The sequence below is a fragment of the Teredinibacter sp. KSP-S5-2 genome, from assembly GCF_032773895.1.
Lineage (GTDB): Bacteria > Pseudomonadota > Gammaproteobacteria > Pseudomonadales > Cellvibrionaceae.
This window is the reverse complement of sequence record NZ_CP120416.1, coordinates 4,455,770-4,474,115: the sequence shown is the minus strand read 5'-3', so window position 1 is coordinate 4,474,115 and position 18,346 is coordinate 4,455,770. Positions and strand designations below refer to the sequence as shown.

13 protein-coding genes are annotated in these 18,346 nt (G+C 44.6%); 3 read left to right on the top strand and 10 right to left on the bottom strand.

What is annotated here, in order from left to right; all coding sequences use genetic code 11:
* Nucleotides 1-10 precede the first annotated feature (10 nt).
* Together P5V12_RS19060 and P5V12_RS19055 are read right to left on the bottom strand one after the other, a co-directional pair.
* The gene (locus P5V12_RS19060; protein WP_316954665.1) at nt 11-1,144 is read right to left on the bottom strand and encodes a glycosyltransferase; all 1,134 of its coding nucleotides are present in this window, start codon (nt 1,142-1,144) and stop codon (nt 11-13) included.
* Nucleotides 1,144-2,490, bottom strand: coding sequence for a hypothetical protein (locus P5V12_RS19055; protein WP_316954664.1), 1,347 nt, complete (start codon nt 2,488-2,490; stop codon nt 1,144-1,146). Before P5V12_RS19055 ends, P5V12_RS19060 begins: the two co-directional genes overlap by 1 nt.
* 500 nt (nt 2,491-2,990) lie before the next feature.
* Between P5V12_RS19055 and P5V12_RS19050 the strand changes: the two genes are divergently transcribed.
* Together P5V12_RS19050 and P5V12_RS19045 are read left to right on the top strand one after the other, a co-directional pair.
* Nucleotides 2,991-6,545, top strand: coding sequence for a VCBS repeat-containing protein (locus P5V12_RS19050; RefSeq protein WP_316954663.1), 3,555 nt, complete (start codon nt 2,991-2,993; stop codon nt 6,543-6,545).
* Nucleotides 6,546-6,758: 213 nt separating this feature from the next.
* Entirely contained in the window at nt 6,759-7,592 is an 834-nt protein-coding gene (locus tag P5V12_RS19045) for a glycosyltransferase family A protein (protein WP_316954662.1), read from the top strand.
* Nucleotides 7,593-7,595: 3 nt separating this feature from the next.
* On the opposite strand, the gene P5V12_RS19040 is transcribed toward P5V12_RS19045, so the two are convergent.
* The 4 genes from P5V12_RS19040 to P5V12_RS19025 form a co-directional block, all read right to left on the bottom strand.
* Nucleotides 7,596-8,117: a hypothetical protein gene (locus P5V12_RS19040; RefSeq protein WP_316954661.1), complete on the bottom strand. Its 522-nt coding sequence runs from the start codon at nt 8,115-8,117 to the stop codon at nt 7,596-7,598.
* On the bottom strand, nt 8,110-9,294 hold the full coding sequence (locus P5V12_RS19035) for a glycosyltransferase family 4 protein (protein ID WP_316954660.1): 1,185 nt from the start codon (nt 9,292-9,294) through the stop codon (nt 8,110-8,112). The genes P5V12_RS19040 and P5V12_RS19035 overlap by 8 nt, the downstream gene beginning before the upstream one ends.
* Nucleotides 9,295-9,418: 124 nt before the next feature.
* Nucleotides 9,419-10,519 (bottom strand): glycosyltransferase family 4 protein, encoded by a 1,101-nt coding sequence (locus P5V12_RS19030; RefSeq protein WP_316954659.1) that lies wholly within the window; start codon nt 10,517-10,519, stop codon nt 9,419-9,421.
* 16 nt (nt 10,520-10,535) lie between these two features.
* A complete protein-coding gene (locus P5V12_RS19025) occupies nt 10,536-11,576 on the bottom strand; it encodes a glycosyltransferase family 2 protein (RefSeq protein ID WP_316954658.1) in 1,041 nt (346 codons plus the stop codon).
* 143 nt (nt 11,577-11,719) lie between these two features.
* Between P5V12_RS19025 and P5V12_RS19020 the strand changes: the two genes are divergently transcribed.
* Complete coding sequence (locus P5V12_RS19020; RefSeq protein ID WP_316954657.1) at nt 11,720-12,793, top strand: glycosyltransferase family 4 protein; 1,074 nt, start codon at nt 11,720-11,722, stop codon at nt 12,791-12,793.
* Here the strand turns inward: P5V12_RS19020 and P5V12_RS19015 are convergent.
* The 4 genes from P5V12_RS19015 to P5V12_RS19000 are packed head-to-tail and all read right to left on the bottom strand — an operon-like array spanning nt 12,790 to nt 17,975.
* Entirely contained in the window at nt 12,790-14,292 is a 1,503-nt protein-coding gene (locus tag P5V12_RS19015) for an exosortase/archaeosortase family protein (protein ID WP_316954656.1), read from the bottom strand. The genes P5V12_RS19020 and P5V12_RS19015 overlap by 4 nt on opposite strands.
* Nucleotides 14,293-14,341: 49 nt before the next feature.
* On the bottom strand, nt 14,342-15,868 hold the full coding sequence (locus P5V12_RS19010) for an XrtA system polysaccharide chain length determinant (protein ID WP_316954655.1): 1,527 nt from the start codon (nt 15,866-15,868) through the stop codon (nt 14,342-14,344).
* A gap of 3 nt (nt 15,869-15,871) precedes the next feature.
* On the bottom strand, nt 15,872-16,498 hold the full coding sequence (locus P5V12_RS19005) for an XrtA/PEP-CTERM system exopolysaccharide export protein (RefSeq protein ID WP_316954654.1): 627 nt from the start codon (nt 16,496-16,498) through the stop codon (nt 15,872-15,874).
* 55 nt (nt 16,499-16,553) lie between these two features.
* Nucleotides 16,554-17,975 (bottom strand): TIGR03013 family XrtA/PEP-CTERM system glycosyltransferase, encoded by a 1,422-nt coding sequence (locus P5V12_RS19000; protein WP_316954653.1) that lies wholly within the window; start codon nt 17,973-17,975, stop codon nt 16,554-16,556.
* Nucleotides 17,976-18,346 lie beyond the last annotated feature (371 nt).

Below are 18,346 nucleotides of genomic sequence, written 5' to 3'. Positions count from 1 at the left end.
AGTTTAATCCTTAGTTGATTGCCTTATCGATTGCGGCATTGACGTTAGCGATATTTTCTTCCCAAGTGAAGCGTTGTGCTCCTTCCGCGACTGCTTTGCGATTCCAGTTAGATTCCAGGCCTGTTCTGATCGCGGATATTAACGCTTGAGTGTCGTGAAGAGGAACAAGTAAACCTTCTCCTTCACATAATATTTCAGGAATTCCACCAACAGCTGTTGCAATGGATGGAAGGCCACAGGCTTTTGCTTCAAGCACCACATTAGGCACACCTTCATTAAAGCTGGGTAGCAATAATAGATGGGCTTTATTCATCCAGCTTCGAATCTCTTCCTGTGGCATTGGAGGTAGAAAGTGAGTTAATTCTTTTGCTTTGGGATTCTCGGCTAATATTTTTTCGATGTGTACCTTATCGGTTCCTTGACCGATAAAACAGAGTTCGGCGTCTATACCTTGATTAATTATTTCACCGAATGCTTCGGCGCAGGCAAGTACACCTTTTGTTCGTTTTAGGTTGCCGACATACAGTAACAGCGGCTTTGTATTGGTGTTAACAGATTCGTCGTTAAAAAATAAATTTTTGTTTACGCCATTGTAGTTAACAACGATTTTTTCTTTTGCGACACCTGCCTCTACCATCTTGTCGCATAAGGCTTGGCTGACGGAAAGAATGGTTGACGCTTGATTGCAGGCTTTGACAATTTGCTTTCCCCGTCCCGGCAAGTCTATAAAGTCATTAATGTCTGTGCCATGGACTTTTAGAATAAACGGTAGCTTGAATATCCTGGCCAGCTTTGCAACAGCAACGCCCTCGGGAAAAGCCCAGCTCACGAATATCAGGTCTGGATCAAAGCGTTTTATTACTTTTTTAACCGGAAACAAAAGAGAGAGAAGCATCCAGTACGAATAGAATGCTCTACCTATTTTGGGAGTAAAAAAATAGGGGACATAGTGTTTGTTGCTTTCCTTGTTACTTTTTACTTCGCTTTTGTGTTTAAACCACTCCGTGAAGGCAACGGGAATAATGTACTCAACCTGGTGTTCCTGTTCCAGGCGCTCAAATTGTTGCCGATTAAATGAACCCCTATGCGGTTCCCAGGGAAGTGGAAATAAATTCCCTATCGCTAATATTTTTTTTGTTTTCATTACTGTGTTAGCTCGCTGATAGTTACTCGGAACTTACCCAGCTTTGTAAGTGGGATATCATCAACGGCGTTGAACTTTACGTGTAGTTCTCCCCCGGTAACCCGATTCACCTCGGCGAGGACATACTCAAGATCATGTTGACTGAAGAGTTCGTTAGGAATATAGGAAATCTCAATTTCCTGAAGAACCTTTTGTTTGACTTGGAACTTTGCAATACCCGCAACATCTTTAAGCATATGCGGGAAAAATTCTCCCGGAATGATTTTTCCAGACTCGGTGCGAATCAAATCCAGCTTTCGTCCCTCGACTTTATCCAGAACTCTAAAAGGTAAGCCACAGCTACAGGACTGATCAGAGATTTGTCCCTGGTCACCATTCTTATATCGAATAAACGGAAAATCGTAGTTATGTAAATCTGTAATGACAATATCGCCCAAAACATTCTTGACGTTTTTGCCTGTGTCGTCAGTGATCTCAACTACTAGGTGGTCGTCGTTAATATGCAGATGCTTTTCTGCTGAGCACTCTGCTGCAATAAGCATGAATTCTCTACAGCCATAAGTATTGTATACATCACAGCCGAAAGCCCGTTCTATGCTTTCTCTTTGGAACTCATGGAGAGGTTCAGCCCCTGTCAGAATTTTGTTTGGCTTATGTAAGGCAATACTATGTTTGTTCGCGTGTTCTGCCAATATGTGTAGGGGTGACACATAAGAAACAATGGTTTCAGGTTTATATTGGTTTATTTGGGCGATGTAATCCCCAATATTTTCTTCGGAAAGATAAAAACTATTTAGCATCTTGCGACGAAATAGCCCGTTGTAAATAGTATCTTTTATTCGCGTTAGCTTGCTGATTTCGCCAAGATGGTCACCCCAAAGATACAGCGAACGCGTTCCAAGAGTCTGGCCGGAAAAACCATAGCCTCGCCACATGTTGGCTTGACGGCGATCATAACTTTCCAGGCTGTGTTGAAATTTAAATGGTGACCCGGTTGATCCCCCCGTGGTTTTGGTAATCGGGTTTTTCTGGTTTAAGGCTTTAAAACGGTCAAAGTTATCTTTAATATCCTGCTTGCCTAAAGTGGGTAACTTTTCCAGGTCACTGATTTCACGCAAGTCTTCGGGCTTAAAACCCAACTGGTTCCATGTGTCCCGATAATAGGGCACATTGTGATAAGCATGATGAACTAAGGATTGTAACTTCTGCAGTTGGATTTTCTGTATTTCATCGGCGCGCTTTTGTAGGTTGCGGTTGTATTCCTTTAAGTACGCATGAATGGGTCTGCGTTTATATAAACCCTCATAGAGGGTAAGTGCTACAAAAGCGGATATCTGGGTTAGCATTCAGTCTCCCGTTTGAATTGCTACACACACTCATCAAGCCCAGGCTTCAGCGGATGAAAATTCGCATAAATCCACATAGCTAAATCGCATATCTGATAGGTCTAGTTGGTCTTGAGTGGTATCGATGTAAAGGCGTTAATGTAAGCTAGAATTATTAACGGAATTGTATCTCATTAATGTCATCTATTGTTGGTTGTTGCTGGAGTCTATTCATAAATTTGCAACATTGGTGTGGGATTTATTTCTTGGCTTCAGAAAAAAGTACTAGTTAACTGGTGCGCTGAGACAGCCATCAAAGAATTCTTAATCGGCGGTACTATACCATGTATTGGCACTATATTTAGAGTGCAGGCAACGGCTTTGGCTCGTGCCAAAAAGGTCGCAGATTGGCTGGAAGCCAAGCGCTTTTGTTGCCAATTTTCGAAGTAAACATAGTTCTCAAGTGGCAGTGTGTTTTTCTGGGAACTTATCCAATCAGTTTTAACGGTGGTGAGGCGGTAATGGATCTTTCAATTAAGCGGTTTGTATGTCAGTTTGCCGCGATTTCAGGCCTATTCGGTGCAGCAAATGTCTTCTCTTTAGATACCACGATTACGCTCCAGGCAGATTCTGCAATTACGCCCAAGGTATCCGAAGTTGTGACTTTTGGCCTTCCTTTGGCGGAAGGTGAAGTGGTTGATCTGAGCGAAATTAAAGTCACTCAGGGAGCAACGGAGTTACCGATTTCTGTGCAGGCGGGTATGCGCTGGCACTGGAGCGATAACTCTTATCGTTCAGTAACGATTCAACTGCAAAATGTTGATATGACGGGCGGTAACATTGTCCTACGAATAACAGATGAAGGGCGAAGTACAACGGATCTGACACCTGTTCCTCACACCAATGGCTGGATTGCAGCGGGTGCCGATAAGGCGAATATGCTTTACCCCCGAATTCTTGCGTTACATGATCCTTTCTATCTGGATGATACCGGCATTATCGCGCCCTATAACGCGGCACCGGAAACACCGGATTCATTTGAATTATTCCAGCAAGCTCAGGTAAATAACTGGTCAGGGGGCTTGGATTACAATGCTTCCAGTGGTGCTAACTGGCTGTTCGACCGCTCTACCGCCTATTTCAAGTTGTATATGACAACGGGTGAGGCCAAATACTTAAAAGAAGCGATATTAAGTAAGCAGTTTTATTTCACTCACGTTCGTGACGATGGTTCAACTCCTGCGCCAGCAGGCGGAGAAGGTTGTTGGACCTACGGTGTGGCCTGTGCGGACGGAAAATATATTGCGCCTCAACAAGCAAAATTAGCTTGGGCTTTAGCCGGAGACAACAGCCAATGGGATGAGCAACTGATTATTAATATGGCGTTGCAGAGTGACCTTGGCTGGAACCAATATGCGACACGTGACCCTTTTGATTCCCAGAATGAAGGCTTCACCGAACGTGGTGCAGGTATGGCTGGTTTGGCGGAAATTGTTGCTTATGAGATGACGGGCAATCAGACCATGCTCGATCATCTCAATGAGCGAATTGCATCATTAAAGGATATGCAGCAAACGGAAAAGCCTTGGGATCTGACTAACGGCTGGGTGCCCAAAAGTGGAGGTTTTACCCACAACATTGATGTGCATGAAGGTAACTGTAATGAATCCAGCTGCCCATTAAATGATTCTACCTCACGTGGTTTTTCCGCCTGGATGAGTGAAAACATCGTGGATTTTCTTTGGCAGTCTTACTGGGTAACTAAAAACGAAGATATTCCGGAAATGCTGCGTCTAATTGCTCACGCGGTGGATGATTATGGGTTTACCTCGGCCTACTCCGGCGGTGATCATGTAACCAAACCTGAGTTTTCGGGGCAAAACCCCAGGACTCAGGGTTGTAATACAATGAAAGAGGACACCGATCTGCTTTATATGGCCAGTGCTTTTGCGCCGGTTGCATCTCGAACCAGTGGTGATTGGTGGCCCTGGTATTCCGATAACCACAATATCGAAACCGTCCTTGTATTGGGAACTGGGTATTACTTCGAAACCGACGAAGTGAAAAAAATGAAACTTCGTGCCCGTATCGAGAAGCTGATTCAAGGTTGGGGACATACAGGTTGTGCAGGCGTTTTTAGTGGAGTTTACCGTCTTTTTAACTGGCAGCATCGATCTAATTCAGTGAGAACATGGCAGTGGATCGACGAAACTATTCCTGCACCTGTTGGTGGCACATCCAGTTCATCTTCCAGCAGCAGTAGTTCTACATCAAGCAGTACATCTTCTGGTGCTGGCGGTACAGGCGGTGACACCAGTTCGTCATCCTCCTCAAGTAGTGGTGGCACAACGGTTGATAACCCACCTTCTGCTCCGGGCATAATGGCTGTTGTTGTGAAGTCTTCTCCAACTTCCAGCTCGTCAAGCAGTACTTCATCAAGCTCTTCCGGGACAACGTCAAGCAGTTCTTCAACGTCCAGTTCAAGTTCCTCCAGTTCGACCAGTTCATCCTCGTCCGGTGGGGTAACAGGTGTAACCGGTGTGAGTTTTGCTGCGGTAACGAAAACGGCTTTCGATAACTCACCTGAAATGACTCGTGCATTCTGGGCGGGTATGCCAGATGTAAATGGGGATGGCTGTTTGGATATTTATATCGGTTCCCATTCTGATGACGACGATTCCAACATGTTGATTCAAAATAATGTTGGCGGTAAGTGCCAAGGTACATTTACCTATTTCGCGGACAATGATAATTACTCACAGGCGAGCCCGGTAACGCCAAGAATTACTTCTCGCTACACCTGGGGTAACTGGTATGGCCATCCGCAGGGCTTCTGGTCGTTCTACGGTAATGATGTAGATGGTTCTGCCAGCGGACGTTATGTCATTGATCCCAGTTTCACTACTGTAGGTGGTCAGCCTCAATATCAACGAAAATCAACGGCGTGTTTTGGTGAACGACCAAAATGTATTATTGCGGATATTGATGGTGATAACGCATTCGAAATGGTCAGTCGTCTATTCTCTGCGCCATACAATACCGGTTATGTGGTTGATTTGATTACAGGGGAAACCAAATATCCTTCTCCAGTCAAAAATAATACTTTCACTGATGGTTTACTGGTATTTGATGTCGACAATGACGGAGCGCCAGAAATTGTTCATGTATTAGAAGGTGGCTACTGGAAGTTTAATAAAACCAGTAAGGCATTGGAGTGGATGGCGGACACTATTCCTACTGGTCAGACGAAAACAACAGACACCAGCAGTATGGTGTTCGATTATGACGCCGATGGTGATGCGGACTTCCTGTTTATTGTTGGTATGTATGACGTAAACGGCACAGCAACACCTTGGATGTACCGAAACAACGGTGATGGAACCTTTACCGATGTTACCTCAACGGCCTTTAAAGATATTACCTTGTCCAATACGGCTTACTTCACTACTTATTCGAATTCCGTCGTTGCTGATATTAACCTGGATGGCTATCCCGATGTGGTGTTTGGTGGTCAGGGCTTTAATGAAGCCGTGACGTTACTGATGAATAATGGTGATGGTTCCTTTACGGAGGATGTTTCTATCGATTTCACACCCAAGAACTTCGGTTGGGATGCACGTAAGCCCTGGCTAGGTGTTGGCGACTATGACAATGATGGCAGAATTGACATTGTGCACAACGGTAATGGTCCGGACTTCCAGGAAACTGCATCCACATTGATGGAGGGGCAGTTATTCCACAATGTCACTGACAACGGCAATCACTGGTTAAGAGTGCGTGTGAGAGGTAACGGTGCCAACACCGATGGATTACATAGTCGTGTTACTTTGTTTGTACCCGGTACTTCGAACGTGATCACTTCTTATCAAGTCGGCGTGTTCACTGGTGGCTATCAGAATCTGATTACTCATGCTGGCCTAGGGGATAATACCCGTGTGGATTTACAGGTTGACCTTCCTCATGGAGGCAGCAGCTGTCGTCATCCCAATATTGCTGTCGACAGAGACGTTGTTGTGCTGTCAACTTGTCAATTGGTTGACTACCAACCGGGTTCTGCTATCCCCCTATCTCAGTAAGCCTCATCGATCGGACAGAGCGCAAGTCGCGTTCTGTCCGATATCTCCTTCCCCGTTGTTTACTTCCATTTAATGAAAAATATGGATGGTTTAAACAGGAAAAATCGTCTATTTGTTCCTGAGTGATTAAAAAAAACAGTATCTGTGCGTATACTGCGTGGATCAGGATTGCATCACGCATGTGTCTATACCAACATAAACATGGACTTGGCTATGTCTGACTATCAAATAAGTGTCGTTATTCCCTTCTTTAATGCGTATGACTTTTTCGCCGAAACACTTACTTCGGTACAGGCACAAACCTACCCACCAAAAGAAATTATTGTTGTGAATGACGGCTGCGGTCAAAAAGCAAAAGACTTTTTAGATCAATTTGATGGTATTACTGCGATACATCTGGAAGAGAATTCTGGTCCAGCAAAGGCAAGAAATACGGGTATTCAAGCCGCCAATGGTGATTGGATTGCCTTTCTTGATGCAGACGATATATGGAATGAAAATAAACTGGCGCAACAAGTGTATTTCCTAACTGAGCACCCGGAGTTTTGCGCTTGCCACACGGGCATTCACACCTTTAATCAGGATGGCATTATTGCCACTTTTCTTAATAAACCGTTTGATATCCAGATCTCCGATTTGTTGGCTTCAAGCCATGTCACACCGCCTTCGCTCATGATTAAAAAGAGTGCGTTATTGGATGTAGGCTTATTCGATGAACATATAAAATGCTCAGAAGATTACGAACTCTCCATTCGTTTGGTCAGTCGCGGTTATAAAATTGGCTTTCTTGGGGAGGCGTTGGTTAAGGTGAGGAGAATGAATCATGGAAACATCTCCTCAAATGCAAAGAGAATTCTTATCGGGCGTTTAGAATTGTTGAAAAAACACCGAAAAACTTTCAGGAAGAATAAAGGTTATACCGCTTACTACTTATATAAAACCTTTAGTATCATCAGCGGTAAAACTTCAGGCATTAAATCGCGGATATTGCACGGTATCGCGCTGTTCATAAAGAAACTTTTTGTTAGAAGTTTCGCTCCAGAATAGTGTCTAACCGTTAGCCTTTTTCCTTAAACTTTTAGCCGGAACGCCGCCTACGGAATCATTTTGCGCAACATCTTTAACTACCACCGCATTTGCCCCAATTTTGCTGTTGTCGCCAACGGTAACGCCGCCTATGACTTTGGCCCCAGCCCCGATAAAGATGTTGTTGCCAAGTTTGGGTGATTTTCCTTTCTCATCGCCAATCACCACGCCACTTTCAACCACAATATTACTTCCGCCCCGCACTTTTGAATTAATAACGACTCCTGTCGGATGCATTAAAACAAAGCCTGGCTCAAAGTCTGCTTTAATACCAATCACGCAGTGATTCAACAATTTATTTAAGTACTGAATGATCATCGCCAATGGAATGAGTATTTTGTACCCGGCAAAAAAACGCATAAGGCGATATAAAAAGTTTGCGCCTGTGCCATCAGAAAGCATAATTTTAATGGTGTTTGGTGATGCGCCGTCAGCGACAAATATGGCCTTTTTATAGGCCATATCTGCCATAAAGGGTTTAATCATTTGTGGCTCCCGGTACTAAACTAAGTACGTCCTGCGCGTTATGTGTCCATTGGCGATTTTCGATAATGTATTTCCGTGCTTGCTTGCCTACTCGCTCTGTTTCTTCTGGCTGATTGGATAAATCCAAAACCAGTTGAACGGCGGCTTGCTTGTCTTTGGGCTCAAACAACCAGCCTGTTTGGTTGTGTTCGACAACCTCTCGGACCGGGCCAAAACCGGGTGAAACCAGTGCGACCTCCATTGCCATCATCTCAAGCAGCTTCATCGGTGAACCATAGTGGTTTGAGTCTGGCAATATGCCGTAATCCATTGCGGAAATAAGATCGCCAACTTCTTTGTGTGGAACCCGGCCAGTTAGAATAACCTGATCCTGTAAATTATTTTCCGTGACAATATTTTGTATTTCAGGGAAAACTGCACCATCGCCAACAAGTAACAATACAAGGTTTGGGTACTGTTTAAGTTTTGGTGCAACCTCTTCCATAAACCATTGAATACCATGCCAGTAAACGAATGCACCAACGTAACCGCAAACGACTTTATCCTGCACGTTGTATTGCTTTCTTACTCTTTCCCGTGCCTCTGCATCTGGCGTGAATTGGCTAATATCTGCCGAGTTCGGACAGATTTTTGCCGGCGCAATATTGCCATAATTTTCTTTAGCAATATCGTGGAAATAGTTGGATATAAATACCAAGCCAGTGGCGTTGCGGAAAATCCAGGCTTCGACCTTCTTTGCAAAAGAGACAAAAGTCAGTGGTCGAACACGCTCAACCAGTGCGGAATCATTCACTTCAAGAACAATTGGAATGCCGCGTTTTTTAGCAAACCAAACCCCGATAAACATAAAAAGAGAATATCGTTCATAAATTAAATCGGGTTGAACTGCATTGGTTAGCTTTTTTAAGCGATGTCCGCCAACCATGTTGTACGCCAGTTCGAAGAACTCAAAAACAAACTCTGGCATGTGTTTGGTTTGTGATGCCAGCCACCCTAACAGGCTTTTTTTCTGTTTAGGTTGAGGTGTTGATGGTGTGACTGGTTTTTCGGGATCTGCGCCGGGAAATGATAATAAGTGCACTTCGTGTCCCATGCTTCTCAGCGCATTGACAATGCCCATGATGTGGACGCCTTCAGCGCCAGCTCCCCGAGTTCTGTGGTGGTACAGAATTTTCATATGTGTATCTACTCAAAACAGCGATTAAACACGGTGAAAACATTGAAGTATGCGAACAAACAGCGAAAACTGAATGAAGCAAAGATGCTTTAACCGTGAGGCGGTTGCTTCACGCTCTATACGTTTAAGATGTGATCAGGCGGTTAAAAATAGTGCAGTACTTCTCAACCATCTGGTCTATTGTAAAGTGTTCAGTGATGCGTCGGTAGGCATTTGCCCCCATTTGTTCTGCGATATTTTTATCCGACAGTAAATTGGAAAGTGCCTCGGCGATTGCCTGTTCATCAGCGGGCGGCACTAACAGCCCTGTCTCTCCAGATATAATAATATCCTTTATTCCACCGACTTTTGTTGCGACTGTTGGAACACGACATGCGCCGGCTTCAACAAAAACCAAACCAAAGCCTTCTTCGATAGAGGGTTGAAGAAATGCGTTCGAAGCTGCGATCCAATCCAAAGGTGATTTAACCTCTCCCAACAAGGTCACATAAGACTGCATTCCCAGAGATTCAATCAGTTGTGTTAAGCGTTCGATATCTCTTTGGGGTCCATCACCACCAATGTATAAATGCGTATTTGGATATTTTTCAATTAATAACGACAAGGCTCTGATGGAATAATCATGGCCTTTAATTTTCCCTAGGTGCCCCATAGAAACGAGAATGTTGTCTTCTTCATTCAGGTTGAGAGACTTCCTGGCTTCGCTACGGGTTAGGCAGTGTGGTTTGCCATTGAGTTTAATGCCACCGTGAATCAGTGTGATTTTGTCTGACGGGATTCCCAGGTTTTTGTGCATTAATTGTAATCGATCATTAGAAATGGCAACGCAATGGGAGAGTAGCTTGGCTATGAGTTTAAGCTTTAGGTTGGGTTTAAAATAATCCAGGTTTGATCGATGATATGTACCGACGATGGGGATTGGTGTGCCCAGGCGTGCCATGCCGCAATGAACAAACGAAGCTTCACAATGGGCATGAATCAGCTGAATGTCGTTTTCCTGTAAGAGGTGTTTGATCGCATTGCGTGTTTGCCAAAATGGCCCAGAGCGCGAAATTACTTTGGTTGACTTGAGAATCGGAAACTTGTTTTTTGTCCAGTCGGGAACGTCAGTAAAGGACATCAGGGAAACCTGATGGCCTCGTTCAACCAAGCCTTCTGCCAGGTCGCTGACTCTTTTGGTTCTACCCCCGCGATTAAAAGACTGGGCAGCCAACAATATTTTCATTCAGTTTATACTCGGCTTATATAAATTCCGCTTTACTAATCTGATCTGGAAATTTGTTCCCCAAGCGGTTGTAGAGCGATTCCGATTTCTGCTCAGCGTCAGGCATGGGATCCCAAATCGGGAACAGCCTCCGTCTAACAGCGCCGATTAATCGATCAATTTTATTTGCTACAGGTATTGGGATGTACATCCATCTTAGTATAAGAAAGATCCGGCGTCTTAATGCCCAATTGTAAATTGCGGGTTCTGAGTAAAAGGCGTAGCCCCAGCGCTTCTTGAAAAGATCACTCGATTGTTTGGTGATCCGGCCGTTCCAGCGGCGATTAAAGAACTCCAGATCAGACAGGGAGGCCCGAGTGCCTAAGTTGTCGAAAATAATAATCGACTTTGGCTGGGTAATGATCGGACGCCCTTTATTAATCAACTGCATGCCGATATCAAGGTGCTCCCGAATGGTCATTTGGGGAATCTCGATGTCTTTTAGATCCTTGGTGTTGAACAGTACCCCATGTAACTCAAAGGCTTCCGATGGCGTGATTTCTTTGGGCAGCTTTGCGGGGTCAGCCCGTCGAAAAGTCTTATGCTCAATCAAATAGGGTGTATTATCCACACTTACTACATGGATTTTTGTGGTAAATAGATGATTACGTAGGTTTGAGCCTTCGTCTACGCCGGATGTTTCGAGTGTGACTGGGGAAACAATGGCCGCATCATGTTCTTTTGCGGCTTCTAACAAAGGTTCCAGCCAGTTTTCTGTTACATGGGAGTCGTTATCAATAAGTGCTGTGTAGGGGGTGTTAATTTCGCCGCGAATGGTGCGCAGGGCTTCAGTAGGGATGACTTTGCCGAGTTTTACTATTTGCGCATTGGGCTGGCTTGATAGATATTGCCCAATTTCCAGTATTTGCTTTCGAGGATAACCAAGATCAAGCACAATCAGGTCAAATTTATTGGGGTCGGTGTGTTGGTAAAGGCGTTTTATGTTGGTAAGTGCACCGGTGTAACGATCACGTGGTGTAACAACAACAGTTACCTCCTTGGCATTGTAATTATTCATGCTCACCTCTCTGTTATACTTGGCTTTCCTTGTGGCGGTGATTATAGACAGGATATACCTGATGCAGAACCACCATACGTAAAAATTAGAAAGAATCTTAACTAATTCACTAAATTCTAGGTAGATATGGAGAAGAACTACGAATGACCCCGGTTTCTGTCGTACATATGGTTTCCAGTCTTGAAGTTGGCGGGGCCGAGCGTTTTGCAATTGATTTATCTGTTCTGCAACTTAGTCAAAAGAGCGATGCAAAAATATTAAGCTTTGGTCACGATGAGGAGCCTCTGGTTCAGGCTGCACGAGCAGAGGGAGTAACGGTTGATACCGCTGCTGATACATTGCCAGCACTTTTTCATCAGCTTAAGAAATACAAGAAACCCGGTGTAGTGACCGTTTTCCACATACATAGCCCTGCTATTGTTCGAAGATTGGTGACACTTATTCCCCTCCTGTCTTTATTTGGTATCCGCTTTATCTATACGCGTCATGGTTGTCGTTCATTAGATGATCGCGTGTGGAAATTAATCCATGTGTTTGTTCGGCCATTCATTGATGCGGTAACGTTTGTTTCCATTGAAGGTCTGGAAATATTTCATAAAGTGCAAGGTTGGAATCGACGTAAGCTTCACTGGATCCAGAATGGTGTTGTCATCACCCAAAGCAAAGAGCAAGACGATGAATCACGACCAGTATGTCTTGCCATGGTTGGCCGAATGGTGGAATTAAAAGCTCAGATCCACCTGTTACAGGCGGCAAAAATACTACTTCGAGATGGTGTGCAAAACTTTGAACTCCATTTTTTTGGAGATGGGCCAGAGCGGGCAAACCTGGAAGCATTTACACAAGACAATGATCTGGCTGACATAGTGACGTTTCATGGCATGGTGATGGATCGCTCATTGATGAAAGAGCATATGAACGTGTTGGTGATGTGTTCTGAAACCGAAGGTCTTTCTCTGGCAATTATGGAGGCCATGGCCAGTGGTGTGCCTGTGATCTCCACCGATGTGGGAGACAGTGGCAAATTGGTGTTAGCGGGTAAAACCGGTGATCTGTATGATTTCGGTGATATCGAACGTCTGGTTGTGTTGTTGAAACTTTATCTGACTAATCGTGAACTGATTGCTGTTCGAGGAGATTCCGCCAAACAGCATATGCAGGATAATTACTCTCTGGATAAAACAAATCAACAATATATGGCGTTGTATCTGGGTTAGCTACCCAGATAAGCCCGATCGAGCTGATCGATATAGCGCTCAAGTTCCTCATCTGTTATTTGGCATTCTTCCTGGCCTGAAGAGCTAATAATAAATATCCTGGATAATTCATTTTTGGCAATTCGGTTGATGAGTTGTAACAGCTTGCCGTTCAGTGTGGTTGTTGCGACGTGATTACCGACCTGATACCAATAATAAATCGTCGTTGTTGGTTGTGCCGAGCTTTGCAGTTGGGCTTTAATGACCGGGTGAGATTGATGTTGGGTTTGATGTTGCTCAATCGATTTCACTTCCCAAAAATCTTTGTCCCAAATTGAATTGACGCTACTGATCATCTCCTTATTTTGAGATTGTGAGTAAAAACTGAATACGCCGATTTTACGGGAATCACATGCGCCCAAATCCGTAATTATTTGCACATCATCGTGATCCTGGACAACAAATATTCCCGTTGTTTTAGGATTAAGTTTCCCCCAACCGGGGAAAAAATCTTTTAAATCCTTTCCTGCAACGTAGGGTTTTTGTTGGCTGAACCTGGGGCTATAGACAGCACCAATGCTTGCGTAGATCGCGATGGGAATGCAGGACCAAAAAATTACCTTGCCCCAGTTGGAAATGGCGAAAGGCTTTAATATTTCGTGTTGGAAATGATGGTGGGTTGGTATCAGTCTATCAAAGAAAAGCCAGGGCGCAAGAACGATGGCAAAGACTACCCAGCCCATGCCATCGTGATCAGCCATTAATGGATGGTCAATTCCTTCGTAATAACCGTAAAGAACCAGAATAAGAACGCGAATCCAATTGGCCAAAATTGAAAGTGATGCAGCGATGGCAATGCTGATTAATGTCGAGCGTAAGTTTCGGTGATTGATGGCAGAAGCAATCAAAGCAATCGATATTGCGCTGGTAAAGTATTTAATACCAGAGCAGCCACCTGCAACGTGAATGGTTCCTGACGGAACTTCGATGTAATTTTTGTAAATGTATGTTGTCAGGTCTAACCAGGAAACAACATTTGAGACAAAAAAGACCGTAAAGCCCTGTAATATCGGTTGGATAATAAACCAGGCCGGCATCGCCATAAGCATGACAAAGGCGGCGATACGCAGTTTTTTTGCAACCTTATTACCAAATACTGCACCACACAGGCAAAACCAGATAATTACAATGGAGGGAAGAGAAAGCAGCTTAATGAATGCCAGCTTGCCAATGGTAAATGTCAGTATGGACAACAGAGCAGCAAGTAAATACCAATGATTTCTGGTTGAGGAATAATCTGAACGTTGCAAATTAATAATGACCAGCAGAATGGCTGCTGCCATCAATAAATACCCTTGCGAAATATTTCCCGCTGTCAGCCAATGTTTATGTAGTTCATTTGCCTCTTCCGGGTGGAAGAGTATGGTGATAAACAGGACAACAAAAAACAGGGCAATAACCGGTAATGCGGTTATCAATTTATTTTTATAGTACTTGGTGACCGCTGGGATATTACTCATAAGGTTATAGACTCAAGGGGATTAACCCTTGAGTGTTTACATCTCCTGACTACGCATTACCGGCAAGCTTGGAGATTGCTATGCCTATATAAAACGCAGTAAATCCTCCAACTAAAAGAAAGAGCAGCAAAATATCTCTGTTTTGCCACCAGTGATTAATCGGCCTGTGTAAGTGGGGCACTTCAGCTAAAACCGAAATGCCGCCCATACCATCGAACATCGAAGACATTCGTACACGTGGGTCGACCATGATATAGACAAACAACGCACCGATAACAAAAGAGAAACCAACAAGTGGTGCGGCAATATAGAAATATAAAAATCGTAAGCCCGATGGTGATAGCGGGTAATCAGCAGGTTCCTGAATACGGAAAGTAATGCCTTGCCCTTCTGCACTTAACGTCATAGATAAGCGGGCTTTTTCTTTACTGGCCAGCATATCTTCATAGATGTCGCGAGTCACATTATAGTCACGGGTAAGTTCAGCTAGTTCTGCCTGGCGTTCGGCGATGCGCTTTCGACGTTCGAATTCTTGTTTTAACAGTTTTTCGGTCGCTTTTAAGCGTTTTTGTTTGGTTTGCAGGCCAACTTCCGCGTCAGCAAGTTTTAGCTTTTGCTCAGCAAAAAAAGGATTTACTGCCATGCCAGAATTGTCTGAGCCCTTACTTTCGTGATTTTCTTTTTCTGACTCTGCGGCCATCATGGCATCAGTCATATCCTGTAGCTGAAGCTTAAGATCCACCACATCCGGGTGATCTTCTTTAAGCGTTAGCATGCGCATATCGAGTTCTGCCTGAAGATCACTGATTAACTCTTTATATAGATCGGCTTTACGTGCCTTGGCCGAAAACTCGGATTCTTCGCTGAGCTGTCGCTTGATGACTTCGATCCTGGACTTGTCTTCATCAATACTCAATTTAAGCGTTTCGATGTCCTGGCGTAAGTCAGAAATACGGCCATCTACGTCCTGATCGCGACCATCAAAGTTGCTGGTGTTAAATTCTTTGAGCTTGTTTTCTGCATCAATCAATTGCTGTTTATACTGCGAAACCTGCGCATCGATAAAAGTGTAGGCTTCCTGACTTTTTTGCTGCTGCGAAGACGACGAATCACGGATGAATATCTCGGTCAGTTTGCTGAGCAGCTGATAAGTATCATGGGCGGACATGTCTGAGTAAGTGATTTTGATGTAGCTCGAGCCCAAGCCTTTTACTATGAGGTTAGAGCGTACTCGTTCGACGATACGCTCTACTTCAGCAGGCGACAAATTTTCCGTTTTCGGCCAGGTTGCCCGAATTGCCTGTTGAAGAATACGTGGAGAGTAAATTACATCACGTACAACGCGAGTTTGATCTTCCACTTTGGAAACCGCGGCAGACTTATCCAAAAGCGGGCGGATAATATTCTGGTGGTCGGCATAGATGGTGGTTGAACTGGAGAACTTGGTTGGCCAGGAATAACCGATAAGCACCACCAGTGAAGTGATGACTATAAAACCGAGCACAGCGGCGAACCTAAGGCGCAACAACTCGCGCCAAAGGATCTTTAAATAGTTGAGAAGATCTTGTAATTCCATAAATTAAAAAGCTCTTTCTGGAATAGTAATAATATCTTGTGGGTACAAAGCATAGTTGGTTGAAAGATCACCTTTTTGCAGGATGTCTTTCACTCGAACATTGAACACCTTAATACCATCTTTGGTTTGACGGAACAGTTTGCCACTGTTTGCTGAAGCAAATGGGGTCAAACCACCTGCATCAAGTACAACATCCAGTACTGTCACACCTTTACGATATGGAATTGACTGAGGATGAGCAACGGCACCAGTAATGCGAACACGGTGCAAATAGTCGGCACTGGTTGGGTTAGAGACAATAACGGTAACTTGTGGGTTACGAATGAACTTCTTCAACTCTGCAGTTACGCTGTCAGCAAGCTGGGTGGCACTGTAGCCAGACGCTTGCATATCACCGATCAACGGAATAGAGATCTTGCCGTCGGGACGTACGATAGCATTGGTGGAAAGCTCTGGGTTTTTCCAAACATTTACCTGCAGGCCATCACTCACGCCAATTTTGTACTCGGAAATAATGCCAATACTGGTTTCAGGTGGCATATCTTTGGCGACTTTAACGTTGCTTCCGCAGCTTGTGATAAACAGCAGGCCAGCCAGTAGCGTGGTGATTTTGAACAAAAGTGGTTTCATAGGTGGTTCCCCCGGCAGAAGAAGTGTAAACAATAATCCTTTATGTACATGCTGTTTAGTGTACGCCTTTACCCAGCAATACAACCTCTACAGTTTGAATAAGAATGAGTAAGTCCATAAAGAAACTGTGATTTTTGGTGTAATACAAATCGTAGCGCAGCTTGTTTTCTGTGTCTTCAACAGACGCGCCATACGGATACTTTAACTGAGCCCACCCCATAAGCCCAGGCTTAACGCGGTGTCGAACATCATAATAGGGGATCTGATCTTTTAGTTCGTTGACAAACTGGGGACGCTCCGGGCGTGGGCCGACAAAGCTCATGTCGCCGCGCAAAACATTCAATAACTGGGGAAGTTCGTCCAGGCGAGTGTTACGGATAAAGGCACCAACCTTGGTTACGCGTGCATCGTTCTTTTGCGCCCAGACAGCTTTACCGCCTTTTTCCGCGTTCTGGGTCATAGAGCGAAGCTTATATATAGTGAACTCTTTACCGTTCAACCCAACACGTACCTGCTTGTAGAACATCGGGCGACCGGTTTCCAGCACTACAGCTAAGCCAGCGAGAATCATAAAAGGTGATGCAATAAGCACCAACAGCAGGCTGACCGCGAGGTCAAATAGTCGCTTGGACCAATCGCGTAGATGTGAGTATTGGAATCCATCAGAGAACAGCATCCAGCCTGGTTGCACCAGTTCGATTTCAATCATAGACAGCTCCCGCTCAAAGAAGGTTGGAGCATCGATAACCTGGACGCCTTCCATCTTACAATCGAGAAACTCTTCGACGGGCATATGTCCGCCCATACTGCGTCGACGTTCATCTGGTGCGACAATAATTTCGCTAATGTGCTGCTGATGACAGAAAGTGACCCAGTCCTCAGGTTCTTCCAGAGCAAGGTCTTTCAGGTCTTCGTGTGGTTCAGCATCAGTTTGACTGGGTACGCAACCGACCACAGTTAGCGCCAAAGAGTCCGCCAGTTTAGTGGATTGCTTAACGATTCGATTTGCCAGTTTGCCACTGCCATAGACCAGAACCCGACGATTGAATCGATCTAGGTCGACAATGGAGGTAAATATGGTGCGTAACACCAGTACGCCTGCGATAGACCCCATAACCGCCCAGAAAAGCACCGAGCCACCCAAGTGGGTTTTGGGCAATACAAAGAAAAGGATGTGCATTGCGGTAATGCCAAGTAAACAATAACCCACAACTGCTCGTAAGGCTCTGTTGACTATGCCTTCATTGCGCATCGCCCCGTATGATCCCATTGCCAGGGTACAACATGCCATACAGCATGCGAATATGAGAGCCCGGGATGACGCGGAATAGGGAACGTAAAGCAAATCGTTGTAGCCAGAATCCCCGGTTTGAACCGCCAGATTCACACCCAGAGCGTAAAACAGGGCAAATTCGGCAATGCCTAAAAAGAGGAACGGAAGGTTGACGTAATGCTTTAGGAGGCGGATGTGAGACACGTTTTAACTAAGCCCTCTTCTTAATGCGAATATAGTCAGTCTAACTGGCGAATATTGCATATAGATAATGTGTGTGGTTCGAATTCCTTGAGGTCAGTAAAGCCCTGCGATGGTGGCTATGCGCACTCTTTAGAGGCGGGCTTTTCTCGAAAGGCGAATTTTGATGGAAAACGCTTCGCTATGCAAAGCCTGATTTGATTTAAGATCCTGAAAAATAACGTTTTTTGCCGATAATTACGTTTGATCGTGTAGTTTAGGTTTTGCTTATGTAAAAATTTGTGAAATGTGTTGATTTTTGCGCCATGCGCTGACCAAGGAATGTTAAGCGCTGGGAGTTGGCTGCGCGTCGCCTTTAGGCGATGGAGAGCAGT

Coding starts and splice junctions, on each gene's coding strand:
- P5V12_RS19060 (WP_316954665.1), bottom strand. CDS start 1,144: ATGAAAACAAAAAAAATATTAGCGATAGGGAATTTATTTCCACTTCCC.
- P5V12_RS19035 (WP_316954660.1), bottom strand. CDS start 9,294: ATGAAAATTCTGTACCACCACAGAACTCGGGGAGCTGGCGCTGAAGGC.
- P5V12_RS19005 (WP_316954654.1), bottom strand. CDS start 16,498: ATGAAACCACTTTTGTTCAAAATCACCACGCTACTGGCTGGCCTGCTG.
- P5V12_RS19015 (WP_316954656.1), bottom strand. CDS start 14,292: ATGAGTAATATCCCAGCGGTCACCAAGTACTATAAAAATAAATTGATA.
- P5V12_RS19025 (WP_316954658.1), bottom strand. CDS start 11,576: ATGAATAATTACAATGCCAAGGAGGTAACTGTTGTTGTTACACCACGT.
- P5V12_RS19040 (WP_316954661.1), bottom strand. CDS start 8,117: ATGATTAAACCCTTTATGGCAGATATGGCCTATAAAAAGGCCATATTT.
- P5V12_RS19050 (WP_316954663.1), top strand. CDS start 2,991: ATGGATCTTTCAATTAAGCGGTTTGTATGTCAGTTTGCCGCGATTTCA.
- P5V12_RS19020 (WP_316954657.1), top strand. CDS start 11,720: ATGACCCCGGTTTCTGTCGTACATATGGTTTCCAGTCTTGAAGTTGGC.
- P5V12_RS19055 (WP_316954664.1), bottom strand. CDS start 2,490: ATGCTAACCCAGATATCCGCTTTTGTAGCACTTACCCTCTATGAGGGT.
- P5V12_RS19010 (WP_316954655.1), bottom strand. CDS start 15,868: ATGGAATTACAAGATCTTCTCAACTATTTAAAGATCCTTTGGCGCGAG.
- P5V12_RS19030 (WP_316954659.1), bottom strand. CDS start 10,519: ATGAAAATATTGTTGGCTGCCCAGTCTTTTAATCGCGGGGGTAGAACC.
- P5V12_RS19045 (WP_316954662.1), top strand. CDS start 6,759: ATGTCTGACTATCAAATAAGTGTCGTTATTCCCTTCTTTAATGCGTAT.